This is a genomic window from Leifsonia sp. EB34, from assembly GCF_041260585.1.
Lineage (GTDB): Bacteria > Actinomycetota > Actinomycetes > Actinomycetales > Microbacteriaceae > Leifsonia.
Genome location: NZ_JBGCCV010000002.1, coordinates 996,941 through 1,022,387 on the forward strand (window position 1 = coordinate 996,941; position 25,447 = coordinate 1,022,387).

The 25,447-nt window shown below is 71.3% G+C and carries 25 protein-coding genes; all 25 read left to right on the plus strand.

The genetic code is table 11. The features are described from left to right. Positions 1–174 precede the first annotated feature (174 nt). The 25 genes from rpsD (at position 175) to metK (ending at position 25,445) form a co-directional block, all read left to right on the plus strand. Positions 175–801 (plus strand): 30S ribosomal protein S4, encoded by a 627-nt coding sequence (gene rpsD / locus ABIA36_RS14245; protein ID WP_369963762.1) that lies wholly within the window; start codon positions 175–177, stop codon positions 799–801. A 144-nt stretch (positions 802–945) separates the two neighbouring features. Beyond that, the gene (locus ABIA36_RS14250; protein ID WP_369963151.1) at positions 946–1,323 is read left to right on the plus strand and encodes a DUF948 domain-containing protein; all 378 of its coding nucleotides are present in this window, start codon (positions 946–948) and stop codon (positions 1,321–1,323) included. Positions 1,324–1,388: 65 nt separating this feature from the next. After that, positions 1,389–1,580, plus strand: a complete 192-nt coding sequence (locus ABIA36_RS14255) for a hypothetical protein (RefSeq protein ID WP_369963152.1) — start codon at positions 1,389–1,391, stop codon at positions 1,578–1,580. 57 nt (positions 1,581–1,637) lie between these two features. Further along, positions 1,638–4,295, plus strand: coding sequence for an alanine--tRNA ligase (alaS, locus tag ABIA36_RS14260; protein WP_369963153.1), 2,658 nt, complete (start codon positions 1,638–1,640; stop codon positions 4,293–4,295). 4 nt (positions 4,296–4,299) lie between these two features. Beyond that, the gene (gene ruvX / locus ABIA36_RS14265; protein WP_369963154.1) at positions 4,300–4,767 is read left to right on the plus strand and encodes a Holliday junction resolvase RuvX; all 468 of its coding nucleotides are present in this window, start codon (positions 4,300–4,302) and stop codon (positions 4,765–4,767) included. Between the two features lies 1 nt (position 4,768). Continuing rightward, a complete protein-coding gene (gene mltG / locus ABIA36_RS14270; RefSeq protein ID WP_369963155.1) occupies positions 4,769–6,376 on the plus strand; it encodes an endolytic transglycosylase MltG in 1,608 nt (535 codons plus the stop codon). Then, entirely contained in the window at positions 6,369–7,508 is a 1,140-nt protein-coding gene (locus tag ABIA36_RS14275; RefSeq protein WP_369963156.1) for a shikimate dehydrogenase, read from the plus strand. The genes mltG and ABIA36_RS14275 overlap by 8 nt, the downstream gene beginning before the upstream one ends. A gap of 63 nt (positions 7,509–7,571) precedes the next feature. Next, positions 7,572–8,780 carry a chorismate synthase gene (gene aroC, locus ABIA36_RS14280; RefSeq protein WP_369963157.1) on the plus strand — a complete coding sequence of 403 codons (1,209 nt, stop codon included), beginning with the start codon at positions 7,572–7,574 and terminating at the stop codon, positions 8,778–8,780. 5 nt (positions 8,781–8,785) lie between these two features. Further along, complete coding sequence (locus ABIA36_RS14285) at positions 8,786–9,301, plus strand: shikimate kinase (RefSeq protein ID WP_369963158.1); 516 nt, start codon at positions 8,786–8,788, stop codon at positions 9,299–9,301. Then, the gene (gene aroB / locus ABIA36_RS14290; RefSeq protein ID WP_369963160.1) at positions 9,298–10,377 is read left to right on the plus strand and encodes a 3-dehydroquinate synthase; all 1,080 of its coding nucleotides are present in this window, start codon (positions 9,298–9,300) and stop codon (positions 10,375–10,377) included. Before ABIA36_RS14285 ends, aroB begins: the two co-directional genes overlap by 4 nt. A gap of 79 nt (positions 10,378–10,456) precedes the next feature. Beyond that, entirely contained in the window at positions 10,457–10,894 is a 438-nt protein-coding gene (locus ABIA36_RS14295; protein WP_369963161.1) for a type II 3-dehydroquinate dehydratase, read from the plus strand. A gap of 99 nt (positions 10,895–10,993) precedes the next feature. Further along, the gene (gene efp, locus ABIA36_RS14300) at positions 10,994–11,557 is read left to right on the plus strand and encodes an elongation factor P (RefSeq protein WP_369963162.1); all 564 of its coding nucleotides are present in this window, start codon (positions 10,994–10,996) and stop codon (positions 11,555–11,557) included. Beyond that, positions 11,557–11,979 carry a transcription antitermination factor NusB gene (gene nusB / locus ABIA36_RS14305; protein ID WP_208039424.1) on the plus strand — a complete coding sequence of 141 codons (423 nt, stop codon included), beginning with the start codon at positions 11,557–11,559 and terminating at the stop codon, positions 11,977–11,979. The genes efp and nusB overlap by 1 nt, the downstream gene beginning before the upstream one ends. Next, on the plus strand, positions 11,976–12,707 hold the full coding sequence (locus tag ABIA36_RS14310) for a DsbA family protein (RefSeq protein ID WP_369963164.1): 732 nt from the start codon (positions 11,976–11,978) through the stop codon (positions 12,705–12,707). The genes nusB and ABIA36_RS14310 overlap by 4 nt, the downstream gene beginning before the upstream one ends. A 76-nt stretch (positions 12,708–12,783) precedes the next feature. Further along, positions 12,784–13,356 carry a bifunctional pyr operon transcriptional regulator/uracil phosphoribosyltransferase PyrR gene (pyrR, locus tag ABIA36_RS14315; RefSeq protein WP_369963165.1) on the plus strand — a complete coding sequence of 191 codons (573 nt, stop codon included), beginning with the start codon at positions 12,784–12,786 and terminating at the stop codon, positions 13,354–13,356. Further along, positions 13,353–14,348 (plus strand): aspartate carbamoyltransferase catalytic subunit, encoded by a 996-nt coding sequence (locus tag ABIA36_RS14320; protein ID WP_369963166.1) that lies wholly within the window; start codon positions 13,353–13,355, stop codon positions 14,346–14,348. Before pyrR ends, ABIA36_RS14320 begins: the two co-directional genes overlap by 4 nt. Continuing rightward, positions 14,345–15,670 (plus strand): dihydroorotase, encoded by a 1,326-nt coding sequence (locus tag ABIA36_RS14325; protein WP_369963167.1) that lies wholly within the window; start codon positions 14,345–14,347, stop codon positions 15,668–15,670. The genes ABIA36_RS14320 and ABIA36_RS14325 overlap by 4 nt, the downstream gene beginning before the upstream one ends. Beyond that, positions 15,663–16,190, plus strand: coding sequence for a hypothetical protein (locus tag ABIA36_RS14330; protein ID WP_369963168.1), 528 nt, complete (start codon positions 15,663–15,665; stop codon positions 16,188–16,190). Before ABIA36_RS14325 ends, ABIA36_RS14330 begins: the two co-directional genes overlap by 8 nt. Before the next feature lies 1 nt (position 16,191). Then, positions 16,192–17,361: a glutamine-hydrolyzing carbamoyl-phosphate synthase small subunit gene (gene carA / locus ABIA36_RS14335; RefSeq protein WP_369963169.1), complete on the plus strand. Its 1,170-nt coding sequence runs from the start codon at positions 16,192–16,194 to the stop codon at positions 17,359–17,361. Then, positions 17,361–20,642, plus strand: coding sequence for a carbamoyl-phosphate synthase large subunit (gene carB / locus ABIA36_RS14340; RefSeq protein WP_369963170.1), 3,282 nt, complete (start codon positions 17,361–17,363; stop codon positions 20,640–20,642). The genes carA and carB overlap by 1 nt, the downstream gene beginning before the upstream one ends. Before the next feature lie 14 nt (positions 20,643–20,656). After that, the gene (gene pyrF, locus ABIA36_RS14345; RefSeq protein ID WP_369963763.1) at positions 20,657–21,511 is read left to right on the plus strand and encodes an orotidine-5'-phosphate decarboxylase; all 855 of its coding nucleotides are present in this window, start codon (positions 20,657–20,659) and stop codon (positions 21,509–21,511) included. Continuing rightward, entirely contained in the window at positions 21,504–22,445 is a 942-nt protein-coding gene (gene gmk / locus ABIA36_RS14350; protein WP_369963171.1) for a guanylate kinase, read from the plus strand. Before pyrF ends, gmk begins: the two co-directional genes overlap by 8 nt. 91 nt (positions 22,446–22,536) lie before the next feature. Beyond that, entirely contained in the window at positions 22,537–22,797 is a 261-nt protein-coding gene (gene rpoZ, locus ABIA36_RS14355) for a DNA-directed RNA polymerase subunit omega (RefSeq protein ID WP_185277257.1), read from the plus strand. Between the two features lie 111 nt (positions 22,798–22,908). Further along, positions 22,909–24,192 (plus strand): bifunctional phosphopantothenoylcysteine decarboxylase/phosphopantothenate synthase, encoded by a 1,284-nt coding sequence (locus tag ABIA36_RS14360; protein WP_369963764.1) that lies wholly within the window; start codon positions 22,909–22,911, stop codon positions 24,190–24,192. 59 nt (positions 24,193–24,251) lie between these two features. Further along, positions 24,252–25,445 (plus strand): methionine adenosyltransferase, encoded by a 1,194-nt coding sequence (gene metK / locus ABIA36_RS14365; protein ID WP_369963173.1) that lies wholly within the window; start codon positions 24,252–24,254, stop codon positions 25,443–25,445. The last annotated feature ends 2 nt before the right edge of the window (positions 25,446–25,447 follow it).

Below are 25,447 nucleotides of genomic sequence, written 5' to 3' on the forward strand. Positions count from 1 at the left end.
GACGGGCCTAGAAGCGCGTTCAGGGTGCGGCTGCCCGGAACACGCTCTCGACGGGACAGGCCCTGTAGCCGGGCGTCCCTGGCGTCAATCCCTCTCTCTTGCAGGTGAAAGACCCTGCGCAGCGCACCCCTGTGTGTCTGCGACCAACATTCGTAGAGAGAAAACCGAAAGGAAATCGTGTCTTCACGTTCCCGCAGCAAGACCCGCGAGTCGCGCGCCCTGGGCATCGCCCTCACCCCGAAGGCGGCCCGCTACATGGAGAAGCGCCCCTACGCTCCCGGTGAGCACGGCCGCACCAAGCGCAAGCAGGACTCCGACTACGCCGTCCGTCTGCGCGAGAAGCAGCGTCTGCGCGCCCAGTACGGCATCCTCGAGAAGCAGATCCGCATCGCGTTCGAAGAGGCCCGCCGCACGCAGGGCCTGACCGGTGAGAACCTGGTCGAGCTCCTCGAGATGCGCCTCGACGCCCTGGTCCTCCGCGCCGGCTTCGCCCGCACCATCTCGCAGGCCCGCCAGTTCGTGGTGCACCGCCACATCCTCGTCGACGGCAAGATCGTCGACCGCCCGTCCTTCCGCGTGAAGCCGGGTCAGCTCATCCACGTCAAGGCCCGCTCCGAGGGCACCGAGCCCTTCCAGGTCGCGGCCGCCGGCGGTCACGTCGACGTCCTGCCCAAGGTCCCGGCCTACCTCGACGTCGAGATCGACAAGCTCCAGGCCCGCCTCGTGCGTCGCCCGAAGCGCGCCGAGGTGCCCGTCACCTGCGACGTCCAGCTCGTCGTCGAGTACTACGCCGCCCGCTAAGGCGAGCGAGAGACTCCCGCAGAACGGGGTCGTGGCTTCGGCCGCGGCCCCGTTTCTCGTTCTCCCTCGTTTGCCGGGTCCAACCCGGACCGGTTTCCCGTACGCTGGGGGTCGTATGCCCGTGACGGAATGGAGGAGGCCGACATGTCCGGAGGCGACATCGCAGGACTGATCGCGGCGGCCGTGTTCGCCGTCCTGGTCGGATTCATCGCCGTTCCGCTGCTGAAGCTCGGCCGCGTGCTCGACTCCACGCGCGACGCCATCAAGGAGGCCAGCGACGGCATCACGCCGATCCTGGAGGAGACGGCGACCACGATCCAGGAGACCAACAAGCAGCTGGCCCGGGTCGACACGATCACCCGGAACGTGGCGGACGTGACCGGCAATGTGTCCGCGCTGGTGGCGCTGTTCGCCGCCACCGTCGGCGGTCCGCTGATCAAGCTGGCGGGCTTCAGCGCCGCCGTCCGCGCCGCCCTCCGGGTGCCCGGGGCCTCCCGGCGTTCCCGCCGCCAGGCGGACTAGACTTGCGCGAGTGCGCTGAACGCGCAGCTGCGCTCACTGCGCATCCAGGGAGGGAAGATCCGGCAATGAAGAGTTTCCTGTGGCTCCTGATCGGCGTGGCTCTCGGCTTCGTCGTCGCCCACAAGGTCAACGAGACCCCCAGGGGTCGCGAGTTCTTCGGCACGCTCGACAAGAAGGCGCGCGACTTCGGGGAGGCCGTCTCCGACGGCTACCGTCAGCGCGAGGCCGAGCTCCGCTCGGCCATCGACGGCGACTGACCTCCCGCCTTTTCCGCCTCTCGTCTCCCCGCTCCACCCCTCGATCGACCGGAAACCATGCAGACTGCTGAAATCCACCGCCGCTGGCTCGACTTCTTCGCCACGCGCGGGCACACCGTCGTCCCGTCCGCCTCGCTGGTCAGCGACGACCCGTCGCTGCTGTTCACGGTGGCCGGGATGGTGCCGTTTGTCCCGTATCTGACGGGCGTGGTCCCCGCGCCGTTCCCGCGCGCGACCAGCGTCCAGAAGTGCATCCGCACCCTGGACATCGAGGAGGTCGGCAAGACCCCTCGTCACGGCACGTTCTTCCAGATGTGCGGCAACTTCTCGTTCGGCGACTACTTCAAGGAGCAGGCGATCACGTTCGCCTGGGACCTCCTCACCCTCCCCGAGGACGAGGGCGGCCTCGGCTTCGACCCGAAGGACCTCTGGGTCACGGTCTACGAGGAGGACGACGAGGCCCGGGAGATCTGGACGCGCGTCGCGGGCCTGCCGGCCGAGCGCATCCAGGGCCTCGGCAAGGACACCAACTACTGGTCGACCGGCCAGCCCGGCCCGGCCGGCCCCTGCTCGGAGATCTTCTTCGACCGCGGCCCCGCCTACGGGATCGACGGCGGCCCGGCGACGGACGACGACCGCTACGTCGAGATCTGGAACCTCGTCTTCATGCAGTACCTGCGCGGCGAGGGCACCGGCAAGAAGGACTTCGAGATCCTCGGCGACCTGCCGAAGAAGAACATCGACACCGGCCTCGGCCTGGAGCGCGTCGCGTTCATCAAGCAGGGCGTCGACAACATGTACGAGATCGACCAGGTGCGCCCAGTGCTCGACCGCGCCGCGGCGCTGGCCGGCAAGCCCTACGGCAACGAGGCGCACGAGGACGACGTGCGCCTGCGCGTCGTGGCCGACCACGTCCGCAGCGCGCTCATGCTGATGACCGACGGCGTGACGCCGTCCAACGAGGGCCGCGGCTACGTGCTGCGCCGCCTGCTGCGCCGCACGGTGCGCGCGATGCGGCTGCTGGGCGTCGAGACGGCGACCTTCCCTGAGCTCTTCCCGGCCTCCCGCGACGCCATGAAGGCGGCCTACCCCGAGGTGGAGGCGGAGTTCGCGCGCACGTCGCAGCTCGCCTACGCGGAGGAGGAGACCTTCCTGCGCACGCTCGCGTCCGGCACGACCATCCTCGACACGGCCGTCGCGAACACGAAGGGCGCGGGCAAGGACGAGCTCGCCGGCGACACCGCGTTCCTGCTCCACGACACCTACGGCTTCCCGATCGACCTCACCCTCGAGATGGCGGAGGAGGCCGGCCTCAGCGTCGACCGCGCCGCGTTCGACACGCTGATGGCCGACCAGCGCGCCCGCGCGAAGGCGGACGCCAAGGCGAAGAAGACCGCCCTCGCCGACCTGTCCGTCTACAGCGCGTTCCGCGCGCAGGGCGAGACGGTGTTCACCGGCTACACCGACCTCGAGACGGAGTCGAGCGTGCTCGGCCTGATCGTCGACGGCCAGTCCGTGAACGTCGCGCGCGAAGGCCAGGTCGCCGAGATCATCCTGGGCGCGACCTCCCTCTACGCGGAATCCGGCGGTCAGGACGCCGACGCCGGCGCCATCGTGGGCCCGGGCTACGAGCTCGACGTCCTCGACGTGCAGAAGCCGGTGAAGGGTCTGATCAGCCACAAGGTGCTGGTCCGCAGCGGCGAGGTCGGCGTCGGCGCTCCGGCGACCAGCCTCGTGGACGCGGAGTACCGTCGCGGCGCCAAGCAGGCGCACTCCGGCACGCACATCATCCACGCGGCGCTGCGCCAGGTGCTCGGCCCCAACGCGCACCAGTCCGGCTCGTTCAACAAGGCCGGCTACCTGCGCCTCGACTTCTCCTGGAACCAGGCGCTGTCGCCGGAGACCCGCAGCGAGATCGAGGAGATCTCCAACAACGCGATCCGCGACAACCTGCAGGTGACGACGCGCGAGCTGCCGCTGGCGGAGGCCAAGGCGCTCGGCGCGATGGCGCTGTTCGGCGAGAAGTACGGCGACGTCGTCCGGGTGGTCGACATCGGCGGCCCGTGGTCGCGCGAGCTGTGCGCGGGCACGCATGTGTCCTCCAGCGCCGAGATCGGCATGATCAACCTGGTCAGCGAGTCGTCGGTCGGCTCGACGAACCGCCGCGTGGAGTCGCTGGTCGGCCTGGAGGCGTTCCAGGACCTCGCCGTGGAGCGCACGATCGTGTCGCAGCTCTCCGGCGCGCTCAAGACGCCGCGCGAGCAGCTCCCCGAGAAGATCGCGGACCTGATGGCGAACCTGAAGGCCGCCGAGAAGCGCATCCAGGCGTTCGAGGCCCGCGCGGTCCTCGACAAGGTGCCTGCGCTGTTGCAGTCGGCCACCCGTCGCGGCGCCGTCACCGTGGTGGCGGAGGACGCCGGCACGCTCAACTCGGCCGACGACCTGCGCCTGCTGGCGACGACCGTCCGTGAGCGCCTCGGCTCGGACGCGGCGACGGTCGCCCTCGCGGCGCGCGCGGCGGGCAAGCCCGTCGTGATCGTCGCGACCAACCAGGCCGCGCGCGACGCCGGCGTCAACGCGGGCGCGCTCGCCAAGACGGCCTCCGGTGTGCTGGGCGGCGGCGGCGGCGGCAAGGCCGACCTGGCGCAGGGCGGAGGCACGGACGCCGAGGCGATCCCGGCCGCGCTGTCCGCGGTGGTCTCGGCGATCGGCTGACCGGGTGAGGACCGGAGTGCGGCTCGGCATCGACGTCGGGAAGGTGCGGATCGGCGTGAGCCGGTCCGACCTCCACGGGATGCTGGCGACTCCGGTGGAGACGGTCGCACGCTCCGAGGATGCTGCGGATCGGCGCAGGATCGCGGAAATTGTGACCGAACTCGGAGTTTTCGAGATTATCGTCGGGTTGCCTCTGGCGCTCTCGGGTGCGCACACCGCGTCGACGGCGGACGCCGTCGCCTTCGCGGAAGCGCTCGACGCCGAGGTGGATGTCCCGGTGCGACTGGTGGACGAACGGCTCTCGACCGTGTCGGCCCACTCGGCGCTCCGGGCGTCGGGCAAGAACGCGAAAAGCGCGCGTCCGGTGGTGGATCAGGTGGCCGCCACGATAATTTTGCAGCACGCCCTCGACGCGGAGCGCGCTTCAGGCCGTCCGCCGGGCCAACCCGTCGAACCGAGCATTGGACCCTAGTTTGTCGCAGAACCCGCAGGAGAAGCCGGAACCGCCCGTCTTCCCGGCCGTCAACCGGCAGCAGCCGATGACCAGGCGCGAGGCGCGCCAGGCGAGGGAGGCCGAGGAGGCTCAGCGGGGCCGGGGTCAGGAAGCAGCCCCTCAGGAAGCTGCTCCACAGGAGGCCGCTCCGGACCAGCCGGCCCGGGACACCGACGCCCGCAACCCGCAGACCCCGGGCCCGTGGACGCCTCCGCCCGCCGAGACGCCGGCGAACCGCGAGACCCTGGATGGCCTGGACTTCGACTCCGTGGTGACCGGGCCCGTGGCGGTCGACGCCGCCCGCGGCTCCGAGCGCGAGTCGGTCGGCGCCTCGGCGCGCCACGAGGCCGTCCACGGTGCGGCAGCCCACGATCACGGCCGGTTCGACGATTCGGCTCACGCGATCTTCGCGTCGCTCGCTGGGAACGCGGACGGCGACACCGACGCGTCCGGCGGCGGCCGGGGGGAGTCGCCGCTCGCATGGCGTCAGCAGAACTACCTGTCGCATGAGCAGCCCCGCCGCAAGCGGCGCTGGCTGAAGCGGCTCGTCATCACCCTCGTCATCATCCTGGTCCTCGGCGGCCTCGCGGCCGGCGGCTTCATGGCGTTCCAGCCGCAGGTCGCCGCCCTCGTCGCGAAGGTCATGCCGCAGAACGACGACTACACGGGCAACGGCACCGGCTCGGTGACGTTCACGATCAAGTCGGGCGACGACGGGAGTTCGATCGCCACCAACCTGCAGAAGGCGGGCGTGACCAAGAGCTACCAGGCGTTCTACACGCTCGTGCTGCACCAGCAGCCGCAGGTCGTCTGGCAGCCGGGTGTCTTCAAGCTGGCGAAGCACATGAGCGCCAAGGCCGCCCTCGCGGCGCTGCAGGACCCGGCCAGCAGACTACAGAACACGGCGGTGATCCCCGAGGGCACAGCCGAGAAGGACGCGCTGCAGACCGTGGCGACCGCCACGAAGATCCCGCTCGCCGAGCTGCAGCAGGCCGCCGCCAACCCGGCCGACTTCGGGCTGCCGGCCCAGGCCAAGACGCTGGAGGGCTTCCTGTTCCCGGCGACCTACACCTTCGCCCCCGGCATCACACCGCACGACGCGATCAAGACCATGGTGGACCGGTCGTTCCAGGCGATGGACCAGGCGGGCGTGCCGGTCGCGGACCGCTGGAACGATGTGATCCTCGCCTCCGTCGTGCAGCGCGAGGCAGGGCTGAAGGACGACTACCCGAAGGTCGCCCGCGTGTTCCTCAACCGGCTGGCGCAGGGCTGGGACCTCCAGTCCGACGCGACCGTGGCGTACGGAACCGGTCACACCGACCGGGTCACGACCACCGACGCCGAGCGCGCCGACGCATCCAACCCCTACAACACATACGCGCACCCCGGCCTCCCGGTCGGTCCGATCTCCAACCCGGGCGACCTCGCGCTCAACGCGGTGACGCACCCCGCGGACGGCACCTGGATGTACTTCGTGACCTGGAACCTCAAGACCGGCGAGACGATCTTCTCGACCACGCAGGCGGAGCACGACGCGGCAGTCGCGAAGTGGCAGCAATGGATGAAGGACAACCCCGGCTATGAGTGACGAACCGACGTCCGCGGCCGCCGCGAATGCGCGCGCCCCTCGACCGAAGCCCGCGAAGGCCGAGCCGGCCGAGGAGTCGCTCGACGCCGTCGAGAACGGGGTCTCCGAGGCGTCGGCCGAGGAGCTGATCGCCGACCTGGTGGAGGCTGAGCGCGCGCGCGAGGCCGAGGAGGAGGCGATCGCGGAGGCCGCCGAGGCCGCCGACGAGGAGGAGCCGCTGGAGGACGAGGAGCCGACGCCCGCATCCACCGCATCCCGTCGCCTCGCCGTCCTCGGCTCGCCGATCGGCCACTCGAAGTCTCCCGCCCTGCACCGCGCTGCTTACGCCGCGCTCGGACTGGACTGGTCGTACGACCAGCTCGACGTCAGCGAGGACGGCCTGTCCGCCTTCCTCGACGGCCTGGGCGAGGAGTGGCGCGGACTGTCGCTGACGATGCCGCTGAAGCAGACCGTCATCCCGCTGCTCACCGAGACCGACCGGGTCGCGGAGCAGACCGGCGTCGCGAACACCGTGCTGCTCGACGGCGACGACATCAGCGGGTTCAACACCGACGTCGCGGGGATCGTGCGTGCGCTGTCCGCCGCCGGCCTGGAGCAGGCGCGCTACGTGCACGTCCTGGGCGGGGGAGCGACCGCCGCGTCCGCGCTGGTCGCCGCCGCAGAGCTCGGCGCCGAACGGGTCGACGTGCACGTGCGCGACCTGCAGAAGAGCGTCTGGCTGGAGCCGCTGGCCCACCGGCTCGGGCTGATGATCCGCCTCCGCTCGTTCGCGCAGGCCGACCGGTCGCTGGATGTGCCGCAGCTCGTGATCAGCACACTGCCGGGGGGCGCCTCCACCGAGGCGCTCTACACCGACTCGACCCGGCGCAAGGCCGTGCTGCTCGACGTCGCGTACGACCCGTGGCCGAGCGTGCTCGCCTCGTCCTGGCAGGCCGTCGGCGGCCGCGTCGTCTCGGGGCTTGCGATGCTGGCCCAGCAGGCGCTGCTTCAGGTGCGCATCTTCGTGTCCGGCGACGTGCTGCAGCCGCTGCCGGACGAAGAGGGAGTGCTGGAGGCCATGCTCGCCGCGGTCGGCATCGACGCAGAGGGCGCTCCGGTGGGCGACGGCTCCGTGGAGGGTGAAGCGGAGTAGCCGGACCACCCGCCGGCCGTAACGCCGGGAGGCGGCCCCCTCCCGCTGTGCCAGAATCGAAGCATGCTTCGTTGGCTCACGGCCGGGGAATCCCACGGCCCCGAACTCATCGCCGTCCTGGAGGGACTCCCCGCCGGGGTGCCCGTCTCGCTGGACGCCGTCCGCGCCGATCTCGCCCGCCGCAAGCTGGGCTACGGCCGCGGCGCGCGGATGAAGTTCGAGCAGGACGCGCTGGAGGTCTCCGGCGGTGTCCGCCACGGGCTGAGCCTCGGCAGCCCGATCGCGCTGCGCATCGGCAACACCGAGTGGCCCAAGTGGGTCGACGTGATGAGCCCAGAGCCGGTCGACCCCGAGAAGCTCGCCACCGGCCGCGGCGCAGCGCTGACGCGTCCGCGTCCCGGCCACGCCGACCTGGTCGGGATGCAGAAGTACGGCTTCAACGAGGCCCGCCCGATCCTGGAGCGGGCTAGCGCCCGGGAGACCGCGGCCCGCGTCGCGCTCGGCGCCGTCGCCCGCTCGTTCCTCGCCGAGCTGGGCGTCACGCTGGTCAGCCACACGCTTTCCATCGGCCCGGTCCGTGTCCCCGAGGACGCGCCGCTGCCGACGCCCGCCGACGTGGCCACCCTCGACGCCGACCCGCTGCGCTGCTTCGACCCGGCCACCTCCGAGCGGATGGTGGCCGAGGTCGACGACGCCCACAAGGAGGGCGACACCCTCGGCGGGGTCGTGGAGGTGCTCGCGTACGGCCTCCCGCCGGGGCTCGGCTCGCACGTGCACTGGGACCGTCGCCTCGATGCGCAGCTCGCCGCCGCCCTGATGGGCATCCAGGCGATCAAGGGCGTGGAGGTCGGCGACGGCTTCCTGACCACCACCCGCCGGGGCTCGCAGGCGCACGACGAGCTCGTGGCCGAGGAGGGCGCCATCCAGCGCACCAGCGACAAGGCGGGCGGCACCGAGGGCGGGATGAGCACCGGCAGCGTGCTGCGCGTCCGTGCCGGCATGAAGCCGATCGCCACCGTCCCGCACGCGCTGCGCACCATCGACATCGCCACGAGTGAGGCCGCGCCTGCCCACCACCAGCGCTCCGACGTCTGCGCCGTCCCCGCGGCCGGGGTGGTCGCGGAGGCGATGGTCGCGCTGGTGCTCGCGAACGCGATGCTGGAGAAGTTCGGCGGCGACTCGGTCACCGAGACGGCGCGCAACCTCCACGGCTACCTCGACGCCATCCCGCAGAACCTGGCGACAGAGCGCGTCAGCGCGCCCTACGCCTGAGCCCCGTGACGATCGTCCTGATCGGCCCGCCGGCGGCGGGCAAGACGCGGCTGGGCAAGCGCCTGGCCAAGCGGCTCGGCCTCCCGTTCGTGGACACCGACGCGGTCGTGGTCGCCGGCCACGGAGCCATCGCGGAGATCTTCGCCGAGCACGGCGAGCCCTATTTCCGTGCGCTGGAACGTGCCGCGGTCGCGGAGGCCGTCGCGCGGCCGGGCGTCGTGTCGCTGGGCGGCGGAGCGGTGCTCGACCCGGACACGCAGGCCGACCTCGCCGCGACCCGGGTCGTGCTGCTGGAAGTCCGGCCGGAGGCGATCGCCGCCCGGATCACCAACCGCAAGCGGCCGCTGGTCACCGACCTGGAGTCCTGGAAACGGCTCGTCGCAGCACGCACCCCGCTCTACCGATCGCTCGCCGACTACACCGCGGACACCTCGACCCGGCCGATCGAGACCATCGTGGAGGAGATCGCGCGCTGGGTGGAAGAAGGCCAAAGCAGCGAACACGAACAAGGAGAGTCATGACCGACCAGCCCGCCGAGATTCTCGTCCCCGGGGCGAACCCGTACCCGGTGGTCATCGGTCGCGGACTCCGGTTCGACCTCGCCGCGTACCTCGGCGCCGGGGTGAAGAAGGTGCTCGTCGTGCACCCGCCGACGCTCGGCGCCGCGGCGGCCGAGCTGCGTGAGTCCCTACTCGAGCACTACGAGGTGCTGCTCGCCGAGGTCCCGGACGCGGAGGCCGCCAAGCGCGTCGAGGTGGCCTCGTTCCTGTGGGGCATCATGGGCCAGGCCGACTTCACCCGCTCGGACGCGGTCGTCGGCTTCGGCGGCGGCGCCGTCACCGACCTGGCCGGCTTCGTCGCCGCGACCTGGCTGCGCGGCGTGCGGCTGGTGCAGGTCCCGACCACCGTTCTCGGCATGGTGGACGCCGCGGTCGGCGGCAAGACCGGCATCAACACCGCCGAGGGCAAGAACCTGGTCGGCGCCTTCTACGCACCGGCCGCCGTTGTCTGCGACCTCGACACGCTGACCTCCCTCGGCCGCAACGAGCTGCTCGCGGGCTTCGCCGAGGTCGTCAAGTACGGGTTCATCGCCGAGCCGGAGATCCTCGACATCATCGAGCGCGACGTCGACGTCGCCACCGACCCGGAGTCCGCGGAGTTCCGCCGGCTGGTGGAGCTGTCCGTCGGCATCAAGGCGCGCGTGGTGGGCGAGGACTTCACCGAGCAGGGCCTCCGCGAGATCCTCAACTACGGCCACACCCTCGGCCACGCGATCGAGCACGCCGAGCGCTACCAGTGGCGGCACGGCGCTGCGGTCTCCGTCGGGATGGTCTACGCCGCCGAGCTCGGCCGGCTGAGCGGGCGCCTGAGCGACGAGGCGGTGGAGCGGCACCGCCGCATCCTGGAGTCGCTGACCCTGCCGGTCAGCTACCCGGCCGGCCGCTGGCAGACGCTGCTGGCGACGATGCAGCGCGACAAGAAGGCGCGCGGCAGCCTGCTGCGCTTCATCGTGCTGGACGACATCGGCCGGCCGACCGTGCTCGCCGGGCCGGACCAGAGCCTGCTGTTCGCGGCGTACCAGGAGATCGGGTCCTGATGGCGAAGACGGACGACGTCTGGTCCGCGGTGCGCGTCCGTCCGCTCGCCGACGGCGAGGCGCCGGTAGGGTGAGCGGCATGACTTCCGTCCTCGTCCTGAACGGCCCCAACCTCGGCAGGCTCGGCACCCGCGAGCCGGACGTGTACGGCGCGGGCACGCTGGAGGACCTCCGCGCCCAGCTCGTCGCGGACGCACCGGAGCTGGACATCGACCTGCGCCAGACGGACGTCGAGGGCGAGCTGCTGCGCTGGCTGCACGAAGCCGCCGACTCCGGCAGCCCGGTCATCCTGAACGCCGGCGCGTGGACGCACTACTCGTACGCGCTGCGCGACGCCGTCTCGCTGGTGACGAAGGCGGGCGGGACCGTCATCGAGGTGCACCTGTCGAACCCGCATGCCCGCGAGGAGTTCCGGCACACCAGCGTCATCAGCGCCGTCTCCACCGGCGTGATCGCCGGCTTCGGGTTCGACTCGTACCGGCTCGCTCTCGCGCACATTCGCCGAAACGCGCGCTGACGTCTAGAATCTTCTGGGGCTCCGTGCGCTGAGCCCGTCGTGGACGGCGCGGTGCGCCGCTCCCACCTGAATCTTCCGCAAAGCGAATGGAACTCTGGCATGGCATCGACCGCTGACATCAAGAACGGCATCGTCCTCAACATCGACGGACAGCTCTGGAGCGTCATCGAGTTCCAGCACGTCAAGCCGGGCAAGGGTGGAGCGTTCGTCCGCACGAAGCTGAAGAACGTCACCACCGGCAAGACCGTCGACCGCACCTACAACGCGGGCGCGAAGATCGAGATCACCAACGTCGACCGCCGCGACTACCAGTACCTGTACCAGGACGGCGCCGACTTCGTCTTCATGGACACCAGCGACTACAACCAGATCACCATCCCCGGCCCGATCGTCGGCGACGCCGCCAACTTCATGCTCGAGAACCAGAACGTGACCGTCGCGCTGCACGAGGAGTCGCCGCTGTACGTCGAGCTCCCCGCGTCGGTCGTGCTGGAGATCACCTACACCGAGCCGGGCCTGCAGGGCGACCGCTCCACCGGCGGCACCAAGCCGGCGACCGTGGAGACCGGCTACCAGATCCAAGTCCCGCTGTTCCTGGAGACCGGCACCAAGGTCAAGGTCGACACCCGCACGGGCGACTACCTCGGCCGCGTCAACGACTAGTGAGCGCCCGGACCAAGGCGCGCAAGCGCGCCCTCGATGTGCTGTTCAGCGCCGACCTGCGGCAGCTCACCCTGCCGCAGGCGCTGGCGGCGGAGGCGGAGCGCGCGGCCAACGAGCCGACGCGTGAGGCCTCCTGGCTGTACGCCCGTGAGATCGTCGACGGCGTGATCGACCACCAGGACGAGATCGACGAGCAGATCGAGACATACGCCCAGGGCTGGACCCTGGCGCGGATGCCCGCGGTCGACCGCGCCATCCTGCGCATCGGCGTCTGGGAGCTGCTCTTCAACGACGAGGTGCCCGACGGCGTCGCCATCTCGGAGGCCGTTGAGGCCGCGACCGTGCTGTCGACGGACGACTCGGCCGGCTTCGTGAACGGGCTGCTGGCGAAGATCGCGCAGAACCGACCGCAGCGCGCATGACCCGGCCGCGCACGGCCCGGCCGCGTCGGCTCCGCCGGATCGTCGCCGCAGCCCTGCTCGCGGTCGCGGTCAGCGCGGGCGTCGCGTCGTGCTCGCTTCTCGGCGGCAACTCGAACGTCCCCGTCGCCACGGCGAAGCCCGCCACGGGTACGGACGGCGCGGCGAACTTCGACGGCGGCTACGTCTGGGCGGGCTCCGGCCCGAAGAAGGTCGACCTGTGGTTCGACCCGATGTGCCCGGTGTGCGGCGCGTTCGAGAAGTCGAACGGCGCGACGCTGCCGAGCGCCGTCAAGGACGGCTCGATCACCCTCCGGCTGCATCCGCTGACCTTCCTGGACCGCGCGTCGAACGGCACCGGGTACTCCACCCGGGCGTCGGCGGCGCTCGTCTGCGTCGCGGTGCACGACCCCGACCGCACGCTGGACTACTACCAGGCGCTGTTGGCGAACCAGCCGGAGGAGAACTCCAGCGGCCTCACCGACAAGCAGCTCGCCAAGCTCGCGACGGACCACGGCATCACCGACATCTCCGGCTGCATCGACCGCAGCGGGCCCTACCAGGCGTGGGCGCAGGCGAACACGGCGCACTCGCAGTCCGGGCCGATCACAGTCGACGGCAAGAAGGTGCTCGACAACATCCAGGGCACGCCGACCGTGCTGGTGGACGGCAAGCAGTACACCGGCTCGATCAGCGACGAGAAGGAGTTCGCGAGCTTCCTCGGTCGGTGATCCCGGGAGTCCTGCTAGGCTCGACCCAATTGGCATCCTTTAACAGCCGTCCTGTGAGGCGGGGAAGGAGGTCGGCATGACAGCGCGCACCGTGCTGCAACAGGCTGACATCGCCCGGGCGTTGACTCGGATCTCGCACGAGATCCTGGAGTCCAACCGGGGAACGAACGACCTGGTGATCCTGGGCATCCCGACGCGCGGCGTCGTCCTGGCCCGGCGGATCGCCGAGAACATCCAGCGGATCGAGCCCGACTCGATCGCGTCGCCCGACGAGATCGTCGGCGCACTCGACGTGACGATGTACCGCGACGATCTGTCGCGGCATCCCACCCGGGCGCCGCAGCCGACCTCCCTGCCGGGGTCGATCGACGGGCGGACCGTCGTGCTGGTGGACGACGTGCTCTTCTCGGGCCGCACGATCCGCGCGGCGCTCGACGCGCTCAGCGACCTGGGCAGGCCACGGGCCGTCCGGCTCGCCGTGCTGATCGACCGCGGGCACCGCGAGCTGCCGATCCGGGCGGACTTCGTCGGCAAGAACCTGCCGTCGGCGGCCTCCGAGCGGATCTTCGTCCGGCTGGACGAGGTCGACGGCGAGGAGTCGGTGACCATCGACGGCCCGGCGGCCAACACGGACGGAGCGCGCGCATGAGGCACCTGCTGAGCACCAAGACCCTGTCGCGCGACGACGCGATCACCCTGCTCGACGTCGCAGAGGACATGGCCGACGTGCAGGATCGCGAGGTCAAGAAGTTGCCCACCCTGCGCGGCAAGACGGTCGTCAACCTGTTCTTCGAGGACTCCACCCGCACGCGCATCTCGTTCGAGGCGGCGGCGAAGCGGCTCTCGGCGGACGTCATCAACTTCTCCGCCAAGGGCTCCAGCGTCTCCAAGGGCGAGAGCCTGAAGGACACCGCGCAGACGCTCGCCGCGATGGGCGCGGACGCTGTCGTCGTGCGGCACAGCGCCTCGGGCGCCCCGCAGACGCTCGCGACCAGCGGCTGGATCGACGCGGGCGTGATCAACGCCGGCGACGGCACGCATGAGCACCCGACCCAGGCGCTGCTCGACGCGTTCACGATGCGGCGCCGGCTGCACGGCCGCGCGTCGCGCGGGCACGACCTCGACGGCGTGACGGTGACGATCGTCGGCGACATCCTGCACTCCCGGGTCGCCCGGTCGAACGTCTGGCTGCTGCGGACCCTCGGCGCGCGGGTGAGCCTGGTCGCGCCGCCGACCCTGCTGCCGGTGGACGTGTCCAGCTGGCCGGCCGCGATCGGCTACGACCTGGACACGGCGATCGACGCCGGACCGGACGTCGTGATGATGCTGCGCATCCAGGGCGAGCGGATGCACGCGGCCTACTTCCCGTCCGAGCGCGAGTACGCGCGGCGCTGGGGGCTGGACGACGAACGGCTGAGCCGGCTCGGGGCCGATAGCATTGTGATGCACCCGGGACCGATGAATCGCGGGCTGGAGATCTCGGCGGCCGCTGCCGACTCGCCGCGGTCGACGGTGCGGGAGCAGGTCGCCAACGGCGTGTCCGTGCGAATGGCCGCCCTGTACCTGCTGCTCTCCGGAGGCGACAACAGTTCCCAGACCATGAGCGATGGGCGGACGACGAACGATGGTGGTGTGCGATGAGTGAGAGTGCGACGCAGAGGTTTCTGATCCGCGGAGCGACTCTGGCCGACGGGACGCGCACCGACCTCCTCCTCGCCGACGGGCGGATCGCCGCCACCGGCGCGGACGCGGGCGACGCCGGCGCGACCGTGATCGACGCTGACGGCCTGATTGCGCTGCCCGGCCTGGTCGACCTGCACACGCACCTGCGCGAGCCCGGCTACGAGCAGAGCGAGACCGTCCTGACCGGCACGCGCGCCGCGGCGGCGGGAGGCTTCACCGCGGTCTTCCCGATGGCGAACACCTCCCCGGTCGCGGACACCGCCGGCGTCGTGGAGCAGGTGCTCCGCCTCGGCGAGGCCGCCGGCTACGCGACCGTGCAGCCGATCGGCGCTGTGACCGTGGGCCTGGCGGGGGAGCGGCTGGCCGAGCTCGGCGCGATGGCCGACTCCCGCGCCAAGGTGCGGGTCTTCTCCGACGACGGCAAGTGCGTCTCCGACCCGCTGCTGATGCGCCGCGCGCTGGAGTACGTCAAAGCGTTCGGCGGCGTGATCGCGCAGCACGCGCAGGAGCCGCGGCTCACCGAGGACGCCCAGATGAACGAGGGCGCGCTGTCCGGTGAGCTGGGTCTGACCGGCTGGCCGGCCGTCGCCGAGGAGTCGATCATCGCCCGTGACGTGCTCCTCGCCGAGCACGTCGGCTCCCGGCTGCATGTCTGCCACGTCTCGACCGCCGGCTCGGTGGACGTGATCCGCTGGGCGAAGGCGCGCGGCGTCGACGTCACGGCCGAGGTGACGCCGCACCACCTGCTGCTCACCGAGGAGCTCGCCTCCGGCTACGACGCCCGATACAAGGTCAACCCGCCGCTGCGCCGCGCAGAGGACGTGGAGGCGCTGCGCGCCGGCCTCGCGGACGGCACGATCGACATCGTCGCGACCGACCACGCGCCGCACCCGGTGGAGTCCAAGGACTGCGAGTGGGACGCAGCCGCGTTCGGGATGGTCGGGCTGGAGTCCGCGCTCTCGGTCGTGCAGGCCTCGGTGGTCGACAACGGCCTCCTCGGCTGGACCGACATCGCCCGCGTGCTCTCCGCCGCGCCGGCCCGGATCGGCCGGCTGGACGGCCACGGCCTCCCGCTGGAGGCGGGCGCGCCCGCGGAGCTGTTCCTCTACGACCCGACCGCCTCACGCGAGTTCTCGACCGGCGACCTCGCGGGCAAGGGCGTCAACTCGCCCTACCTGTCGATGACGCTGCCGGGCCGCGTGGTGGCGACCTTCCACCGCGGCTACGCCACCGTGCTCGACGGCGCGGTCGTAGAGGAGCTGGAGGCGGCCCGTGGATAAGCTCCTGCCGACCATCGGCATCCTCGCCGTCGTCATCGTCGTGCTCGCGCTCGCCGTGGTGGGCTGGCGCCGACGGATGCGGCGCGACGCCCCGGCCGGCGGCGGCTACCCGGCGCCCGAGACCGCGGCGGCCGTGACGGCCTCGTCCGAGGTCCTCTACGTCGCCACGACCAAGGCCGGCGAGGCGCTGGAGCGCCTGGCGCTGCCGGGCCTGTCCTACCGCGGCCGCGGCACGGTGGAGGTCTCCGCCGACGGCGTCCTGCTCCGCGTCACGGGGGAGCAGCCGGTCTTCATCCCGGCCACCGCGCTCACCGGCGTCGGCGCGGCCACGGTCACCATCGACCGGGTCGTGGAGCGGGACGGCCTGCTCCGGCTCGGCTGGACCACCAGCGGCGGCGCGTCCGCCGACAGCTACTTCCGGGTCGTGGACCCGGTCGGCCGCGGCCTCCTGACCGCGGCCGTCGAAGACATCCTCCCGGGCGGTTCGACGCCCGAGGGCAACAGCGAAAGCGAGGTGTGACGTGAACGCAGCAGAACCTGCCGTGCTCGTCCTCGAAGACGGGAAGCGCTACGTGGGCCGGGCCTACGGCGCCCGCGGGCGGACGCTCGGCGAGGCGGTCTTCGCCACCGGCATGACCGGCTACCAGGAGACCCTGACCGACCCGTCCTACGCGGGCCAGATCGTCCTGATGACGGCGCCGCACATCGGCAACACCGGCACGAACGACGAGGACACGGAGTCCCGCCGGATCTGGGTGGACGGCTTCGTCGTCCGCGAGCCCAGCCGGGTCGTGTCCAACTTCCGCGCCCAGCGCAGCCTCGACGACGACCTCGTGGAGCAGGGCATCGTGGGCATCAGCGGCATCGACACCCGCGCGGTCACCCGCCACATCCGCTCGGCGGGCGCGATGCGCGCCGGGATCTTCTCCGGCGACGACTTCGGGCTCAGCGACTCCGAGCAACTCGAGCTGGTGCTTTCGGCTGCGAAGATGTCGGGCCGCAACCTCTCGGCCGAGGTCTCCACCGTCGAGCCGTACACGGTGCCAGCGGTCGGCGAGCGCGTCGGCTCCGTCGCGGTCCTGGACCTCGGCGTCAAGAAGTCCACGCTGGAGAACCTCGCCGCGCGCGGGCTGGACGTCCACGTCCTCCCGCAGCAGGTCACCGCGGAGCACGTCCTCAGCCTCAACCCGTCCGCGCTGTTCTTCTCGAACGGCCCGGGTGACCCCAAGGCCTCCGACAAGCACGTCGAGCTCCTGCAGGAGACCCTGCGCGCCGGCCTGCCGTACTTCGGCATCTGCTTCGGCAACCAGCTCCTCGGCCGCGCGCTCGGCCTCACCACCTACAAGCTGCCGTTCGGCCACCGCGGGATCAACCAGCCGGTGCTCGACAAGCGCACCGGCCGGGTGGAGATCACCGCCCAGAACCACGGCTTCGCGGTCAAGGCGCCGATCGACGCGACCTTCGACTCGCCGGCCGGCTTCGGCCGGGTGGAGGTCAGCCACTTCAGCCTCAACGACAACGTCGTGGAGGGCCTGAACTGCCTCGACCTCGACGCGTTCAGCGTGCAGTACCACCCGGAGGCCGCCGCCGGCCCGCACGACGCCAACTACCTCTTCGACCGGTTCCTCGCCATGATCACGTCGCGCGAGGCCGGGTCGCAGAACGACCAGAACCAGGAAGGCACCGACTGATGCCCAAGCGCGACGACATCCACTCCGTCCTGGTCATCGGGTCCGGCCCGATCGTCATCGGCCAGGCCTGCGAGTTCGACTACTCCGGCACGCAGGCCTGCCGCGTGCTCAAGCAGGAGGGCGTGCGCGTCATCCTGGTGAACTCCAACCCGGCCACCATCATGACCGACCCGGACTTCGCCGACGCGACCTACGTCGAGCCGATCACCTGGGAGGTCATCGAGACCATCATCGCCAAGGAGAAGCCGGACGCGATCCTGCCGACCCTGGGCGGCCAGACCGCGCTCAACGCGGCCATGCAGCTCCACGAGCACGGCATCCTGGAGAAGTACGGCGTCGAGCTGATCGGCGCCAAGTTCGAGGCCATCCAGAAGGGCGAGGACCGCCAGATCTTCAAGGAGCTCGTGGTCGAGGCCGGCGCCGAGGTCGCGCGCTCGCACATCGCCCACACCGTCGAGGAGGCGCTGGAGTTCGCCGAGGACCTCGGCTACCCGCTGGTCGTCCGGCCGTCCTTCACGATGGGCGGCCTCGGCTCGGGCTTCGCCTACACGCCGGAGGACCTGCGCCGGATCGCCGGGGACGGCATCCACCAGAGCCCGACCAGCGAGGTGCTCCTGGAGGAGTCCATCCTCGGCTGGAAGGAGTACGAGCTCGAGCTGATGCGCGACACCTCCGACAACACGGTGGTCGTCTGCTCGATCGAGAACGTCGACCCGGTCGGCGTGCACACCGGCGACTCGATCACCGTCGCCCCCGCGCTGACGCTGACCGACCGCGAGTACCAGAAGCTGCGCGACATCGGCATCGACATCATCCGCGCGGTCGGCGTGGACACCGGCGGCTGCAACATCCAGTTCGCGGTGAACCCCGAGAACGGCCGGATCATCGTCATCGAGATGAACCCGCGCGTCTCGCGCTCGTCGGCGCTGGCGTCGAAGGCCACCGGCTTCCCGATCGCGAAGATCGCCGCGAAGCTCGCCATCGGCTACCGGCTGGACGAGATCCCCAACGACATCACCGGTGTCACCCCGGCGAGCTTCGAGCCGACGCTCGACTACGTCGTGGTCAAGGTGCCGCGGTTCGCGTTCGAGAAGTTCCCTGCCGCCGACCCGACGCTGACCACCACCATGAAGTCGGTCGGCGAGGCGATGGCGATCGGCCGCAGCTTCACCAGCGCACTGCAGAAGGCGCTCCGCTCGCTGGAGAAGCGCGGCTCGTCCTTCCACTGGGGCGCCGAGTCCCGCACCGTGGAGGAGCTGCTGGAGTCGATCGCGACGCCGACCGACGGCCGCATCGTCGACGTGCAGCAGGCGCTGCGCCTCGGCGCGACGCCCGAGCAGGTCTTCGAGTCGACCAAGATCGACCCGTGGTTCATCGACCAGATCGTCCTGATCAACGAGGTCGCCGAGCAGCTCCGCGACGCCGAGACGCTCGACACCGACACGCTCCGCTACGCCAAGGACCACGGCTTCTCCGACGCCCAGATCGGCGAGCTTCGCGGCTTCGGCGAGGCCGACGTCCGCGAGGTGCGGCATATCCTCGGCGTGCGCCCGGTCTACAAGACGGTCGACACCTGCGCGGGCGAGTTCCCCGCGCTCACGCCGTACCACTACTCGAGCTACGACGAGGAGACCGAGGTCGTCCCGAGCGACACCCGCAAGGTCGTCATCCTCGGCTCCGGCCCGAACCGCATCGGCCAGGGCGTCGAGTTCGACTACTCCTGCGTGCACGCCTCGTTCGCCCTGCACGACGCCGGGTTCGAGACGATCATGATCAACTGCAACCCGGAGACGGTCTCGACCGACTACGACACCTCCGACCGCCTGTATTTCGAGCCGCTGACGCTCGAGGACGTGCTGGAGGTCATCCACGCCGAGTCGCAGTCCGGCGAGCTGGTCGGCGTCGTCGTGCAGCTCGGCGGCCAGACCGCCCTCGGCCTCGCCAAGGGCCTGGAGGCGGCGGGCGTCCCGATCCTCGGCACCACACCCGAGGCCATCGACCTGGCGGAGGAGCGCGGCCTGTTCGCGGGCATCCTCGAGAACGCCGGGCTGCTGGCCCCGCGGAACGGCACCGCGATCGACTTCCCGTCCGCCGCGCACGCCGCGGAGCAGATCGGCTACCCGGTGCTCGTGCGCCCCAGCTTCGTGCTCGGCGGCCGCGGCATGGAGATCGTCTACGACACCGCCTCGCTCGCGGACTACTTCGAGCGCGTCGCGGGCCAGGGCATCGTCGGCCCGTCGCACCCGCTGCTGGTCGACCGGTTCCTGGACGACGCGATCGAGATCGACGTCGACGCCCTGTACGACGGCGAGCGGCTCTACATCGGTGGCGTGATGGAGCACATCGAGGAGGCCGGCATCCACTCCGGCGACTCGAGCTGCACCCTGCCGCCGATCACACTCGGCCGCCGCGAGATCGACCGCGTGCGCGAGGCGACCCTGAAGATCGCCGAGGGGATCGGCGTCCGCGGCCTGCTGAACGTGCAGTTCGCGATCGGAGCCGGCGTGCTCTACGTGCTGGAGGCCAACCCGCGCGCGTCGCGCACCGTCCCCTTCGTGTCCAAGGCGCTCGGCATCCCGCTCGCCAAGGCCGCGTCCCGGATCATGGTCGGCGACACCGTCGCCGGCCTGATCGAGGAGGGCCTGCTGCCGGAGACCGACGGCTCGGTCATCCCGATGGACTCGCCGGTCGCCGTCAAGGAGGCCGTGCTGCCGTTCAAGCGGTTCCGCACCCGCGAGGGCAAGATCGTGGACTCGGTGCTCGGCCCGGAGATGCGCTCGACCGGCGAGGTCATGGGCATCGACCGCGACTTCCCGACGGCGTTCGCGAAGAGCCAGGCCGCGGCCTACGGCGGCATGCCGCTGGAGGGCACCGTGTTCGTCTCGGTCTCCGACCGCGACAAGCGTGCCATCGTCCTCCCGGTGCTGCGCCTGAAGCAGCTCGGCTACGACATCGTCGCCACCGAGGGCACCGCCGAGGTGCTCAACCGCAACGGCATCGCGGCGCGCATCGTGCGCAAGTTCAGCGAGGCGCCGGAGGAGGACTCGGTCGTCGGGCTCATCACGCGCAACGAGGTGGACGTCGTCATCAACACGCCGAGTGGCCGCTCCGCCCGCGCCGACGGGTACGAGATCCGCGCAGCGGCGGTGGCCGGCGACAAGCCGCTGTTCACCACGATCGCCGAGCTGAGCGCCGCCGTTGCGTCGCTCGACGCGGTGCGCGAGGGCTTCGAGGTGACCTCGCTGCAGGAGTACGCGCTGCAGAGGGCCGCGCGGGCGTGACGGGCGCGACTTCGATGTCGTTCGGCGACCGGCTGGCCGCCGCGTTCGACGCGTACGGCCGGCTCTGCGTCGGCATCGACCCGCACGCGCACCTGCTGGCGGACTGGGGCCTGGAGGCCTCGGCCGCCGGCGCGCGCGCGTTCGGGCTGCGCGTGGTGGAGGCCGCCGCGGGCCGCGCCGGGATCGTGAAACCGCAGGTGGCGTTCTTCGAGCGCTACGGGTCTGCGGGCTACGCCGCGCTGGAGGACGTCGTCCGCGCCGCCCGCGACGCCGGGCTGCTGGTGATCGCCGACGCCAAGCGCGGCGACATCGGCACGAGCGTCGCGGCGTACGCCGAGGCCTGGCTGACCCCCGGCTCCCCGCTGGAGGCCGACGCCATGACGATCGCCGCCTTCCAGGGCGTCGGGTCGATCGCGGAGCCGATGCGCCTCGCCGAGGCGGCGGGCAAGGGCCTGTTCGTGCTCGCGGCGACCTCCAACCCGGAGGCCGCGGTCATCCAGCAGGCGGTCGTCGCCGACGGCCCCCGTGCCGGGATGACGGTCGCCCGTGCGATCATCGAAGACGTGCACGCGTTCAACCAGGAGCAGCCTCCGCATCCCTTCGGCACGGTCGGCCTGGTGCTCGGCGCCACCGTCGCGCTGGGGGACTACGGGATCGACACCGCGACCGCCGTCGCGCCGGCCTTCCCGGTGCTCGCGCCCGGGTTCGGCCACCAGGGCGCCCGCGTCGCCGACGTGCAGCGCCTGTTCGGGTCGTTCGCGCCCGGGGTGATCGTGAGCGAGTCCCGCGGGCTGCTGACCGCCGGGCCGGACGGGCTGGCCGACGCCGTCGCCCGTCGCGCCGAGGAGGTGCGCTCCAGCCATGGCTGAGTCCCGCAGCGAGACCACCGCCTCCCGCCGCCCCGCGCCGCCCGAGGTCGACCGCGCCGCCGCATCCGCCGCCGCCGTCGCCGCCCGCCGGGCGCGCGCCGCCGTCAAGAACGCCATCGCCGCCCGCGAGGTCTCCCCGCTGGTCGTGCTCGACCGCGCGACGGCCGCCCCGGACGGCGTGGAGGGCCGGCTGCGCGTCACCGAGTTCCTGCTGAGCGTTCCCGCGATCGGCACCACCAAGATGGAGGAGGCCCTGCAGCGCCTCGCCATCTCGCCGGCCAAGCGGCTCGGCGGGCTCGGCCGGCACCAGCGGCTGAAGCTCCGCGAGTTCCTGATCGAGCGCGAGAACCGTGCGGGCCGCCGCCGCCAGCAGCTCGTGGTGCTGGCCGGTCCGACCGCCGTGGGCAAGGGCACGGTCTCCACCTACATCCGGGAGAACTACCCGGAGGTGCTGCTGTCGGTCTCCGCGACCACGCGCGCCCCGCGGCCCGGCGAGGTCGACGGCGTCAACTACTACTTCGTCGACGATGCCGAGTTCGACCGGATGATCGAGCAGGGCGAGCTCCTGGAGCACGCCACCGTGCACAACGCGTACCGCTACGGCACCCCGCGCGCGCCGATCGAGGCGGCGCTGGAGCAGGGCAGGAGCGTCCTGCTGGAGATCGACCTGCAGGGCGCGCGCCAGGTGCGCGAGTCCATGCCGGAGGCCCGGCTGATCTTCCTGCTGCCGCCGACCTGGGAGGAGCTGGTCAGGCGCCTGATCGGGCGCGGCACCGAGGAGGCCGCCGAGCAGCAGCGCCGGCTCGAGACCGCGAAGGTCGAACTGGCCGCCCAGGACGAGTTCGATTACCGTGTGGTCAACCACACCGTCGCTGAGGCCGCCCGGGAGGTCGTAGACTTGATGAAGGTCCGCGCGGCGCCGTCGCGCCCGTAGGCCATCATCGTCCGCGCCGTGTCCGGCGCCGCCCGAGACTTTCCGCGCCTCGCACCCCGAGCCGGGATCATGAGAGAGAGGGGTTACCGCAATGGCAACCACCAACAACGGCATCATCGACCCGCCCATCGACGACCTCCTGGCCCGCGTCGAGTCCAAGTACGCGCTGGTCATCTTCGCCTCCAAGCGCGCGCGCCAGATCAACGACTACTACGCCGACCTCCACGAGGGCAGCCTGTTCGACAACGTCGGCCCGCTGGTCGACTCCTCGGTCGACGACAAGCCCCTCTCGGTCGCGCTGCACGAGATCAACGAGGACAAGCTCGTCATCAAGCCGCTGGCCGCGGAGTAACCTCCCGGCCCTACCGGCAGACAGAGAGCCGCCGCCGACCGAGCGCAACAGAACGACCGCAGCCGGGACCGTGTCCCGCTGGCTGGAGGAGATGCCGCCGTGAGCCCACGATTGACCGTCGTCGTCGGAGTGACCGGCGGCATCGCCGCGTACAAGGCCGTCGGCGTCATCCGCGCACTGGTGCTCGAAGGGCACTCGGTGCACGTCGTGGCGACGGAGGCCGCGCTGCGGTTCGTGGGTCGTCCGACCCTGGAGGCGATCAGCCGCAACCCGGTGGCGACCGATCTCTACGAGGGCGTCGCAGAGGTGCGGCACGTGGCCATCGGCCAGTCCGCCGACCTCATCGTCATCGCCCCGGCGACGGCGAACACCCTGGCGAAGCTGGCCGCCGGCATCGCCGACGACCTGCTCGGCAACACGGTCCTGGCCTCCACCGCCCCGCTCGTGGTCGCCCCGGCGATGCACACCGAGATGTGGCGCAACCCCGCCACTGTCGCCAACGTCGCCACGCTGCGCAGCCGCGGTGTCACGGTCGTGGGCCCCGCCTCCGGGCAGCTCACGGGAGCCGACTCCGGCCCCGGCCGCATGGAGGAGCCCGAGGTCATCGTGCGCGCCGCGCTGCGCGCCGCCGGCCTCTCGCCGCGCCCGGCGGTCACCGCCGTGCCCGAGCCGGTCGCCGACGTCGTGGTGCTCTCCGAGCGCCGCCGTGCCAACGAGGCCTCCCGCCGGCCGCGCGGGGGAGTCGACCTCGCCGGCAAGCGCGTCGTCGTGACCGCGGGCGGCACCCGCGAGCCGCTGGACCCGGTGCGTTTCCTCGGCAACCGCTCGAGCGGCCGCCAGGGCGTCGCCGTCGCCGCGGCGGCCCAGGCCCGCGGCGCCGAGGTCGTCCTCATCGCCGCGCACCTGGAGGTCGAGCCGCCCGAGGGCGTCGAGCTCGTGCAGGTGCAGACCGCGCTGGAGCTGCAGGAGGCCGTCACCGAGGCGGCGCGCTCCGCCGACGTGGTCGTGATGACCGCCGCGGTCGCCGACTACCGCCCTGCCGCCGTGCGCGACTCCAAGATCAAGAAGTCCGAGGCGGGCCAGACCCTGACGCTCGAGCTGGTCGCCAACCCGGACATCCTCGCCGGGCTCGCCGCCGCCAAGCGCGAGGGCCAGGTCGTGGTGGGCTTCGCCGCCGAGACCGAGCCCGACCCGTCGACCCTCATCGAGCTGGGCCGCACCAAGCTCGCCGCCAAGGGCAGCGACTTCCTCGTCCTCAACCAGGTCGGCTGGGAGCAGGGCTTCGCAACGGAGAGCAACGAGGTCGTCGTCCTCCGCAAGGGCGGCGATATAGTGATGGAGGCCTCGGGGAGCAAGCTGTCGGTGGCCGACCGTATCTTGGACGTCGTCGTCTAGTCGTCGACCAGGGCCACGGCATCCCTGGCCGTCCCTCCACGCCGCGATCAAGGAGAACCATGGCAGATCTGCGCCTCTTCACGTCGGAGTCGGTCACCGAGGGTCACCCCGACAAGATCTGCGACCAGATCTCCGACAGCATCCTGGACGCGCTGCTCGCGGTCGACCCGCACAGCCGCGTCGCGGTCGAGACGCTGGTCACCACCGGGCTGGTGCACGTCGCCGGCGAGGTGACGACGAAGGGGTACGTCGAGATCCCCGCGCTGGTGCGCGAGAAGATCGTCGAGATCGGCTACGACTCCTCCGACGTCAGCTTCGACGGCAACCAGTGCGGCGTGTCCGTCTCGATCGGCGCCCAGTCGCCCGACATCGCCCAGGGCGTCGACAACGCCTTCGAGTCGCGCACCGAGCAGAGCACCGACGACCTCGACCGTCAGGGCGCAGGCGACCAGGGCATCATGTTCGGCTTCGCCACCACCGAGACCCCGCAGTACATGCCGCTGCCGATCTGGCTGGCGCACCGCCTCGCCGAGAGGCTGGCCGCCGTGCGCAAGGACGGCACCCTCGACTACCTCCGCCCGGACGGCAAGACCCAGGTCACCATCGGCTACGAGGGCCACACGCCGCGGACGGTCGAGACCGTCGTGCTCTCCACCCAGCACGCGCCGCACGTGTCGAACGAGCAGCTCCAGGCCGAGGTGGTCGAGGAGGTCATCGCCCCCGTCATGCACGCCGCCGGGCTGGAGACCGCCCACATCCGCACGCTGATCAACCCGACGGGCCGGTTCGAGATCGGCGGCCCGAAGGGCGACGCCGGGCTCACCGGGCGCAAGATCATCGTCGACACCTACGGCGGCGCCAGCCGGCACGGCGGCGGCGCGTTCTCCGGCAAGGACCCGTCGAAGGTCGACCGCTCGGCCGCGTACGCGATGCGCTGGGTCGCCAAGAACGCTGTCGCGGCGGGGCTCGCCGACCGCCTCGAGGTGCAGATCGCCTACGCGATCGGCAAGGCGGCCCCGGTCGGACTCTACGTGGAGTCGTTCGGCACCGGCGCCGTCTCGGACGAGCACATCATCCGCGCCATCCGCGAGGCGTTCGACCTGCGCCCGGCCGCGATCGTGCGCGACCTCGACCTGCTCCGGCCGATCTACGCGCAGACGGCGACCTACGGCCACTTCGGCCGCGACCTCCCCGACTTCACCTGGGAGCGGCTGGACCGCGTCGACGACCTGCGCTCCGCCGCGGGGCTGTAGCC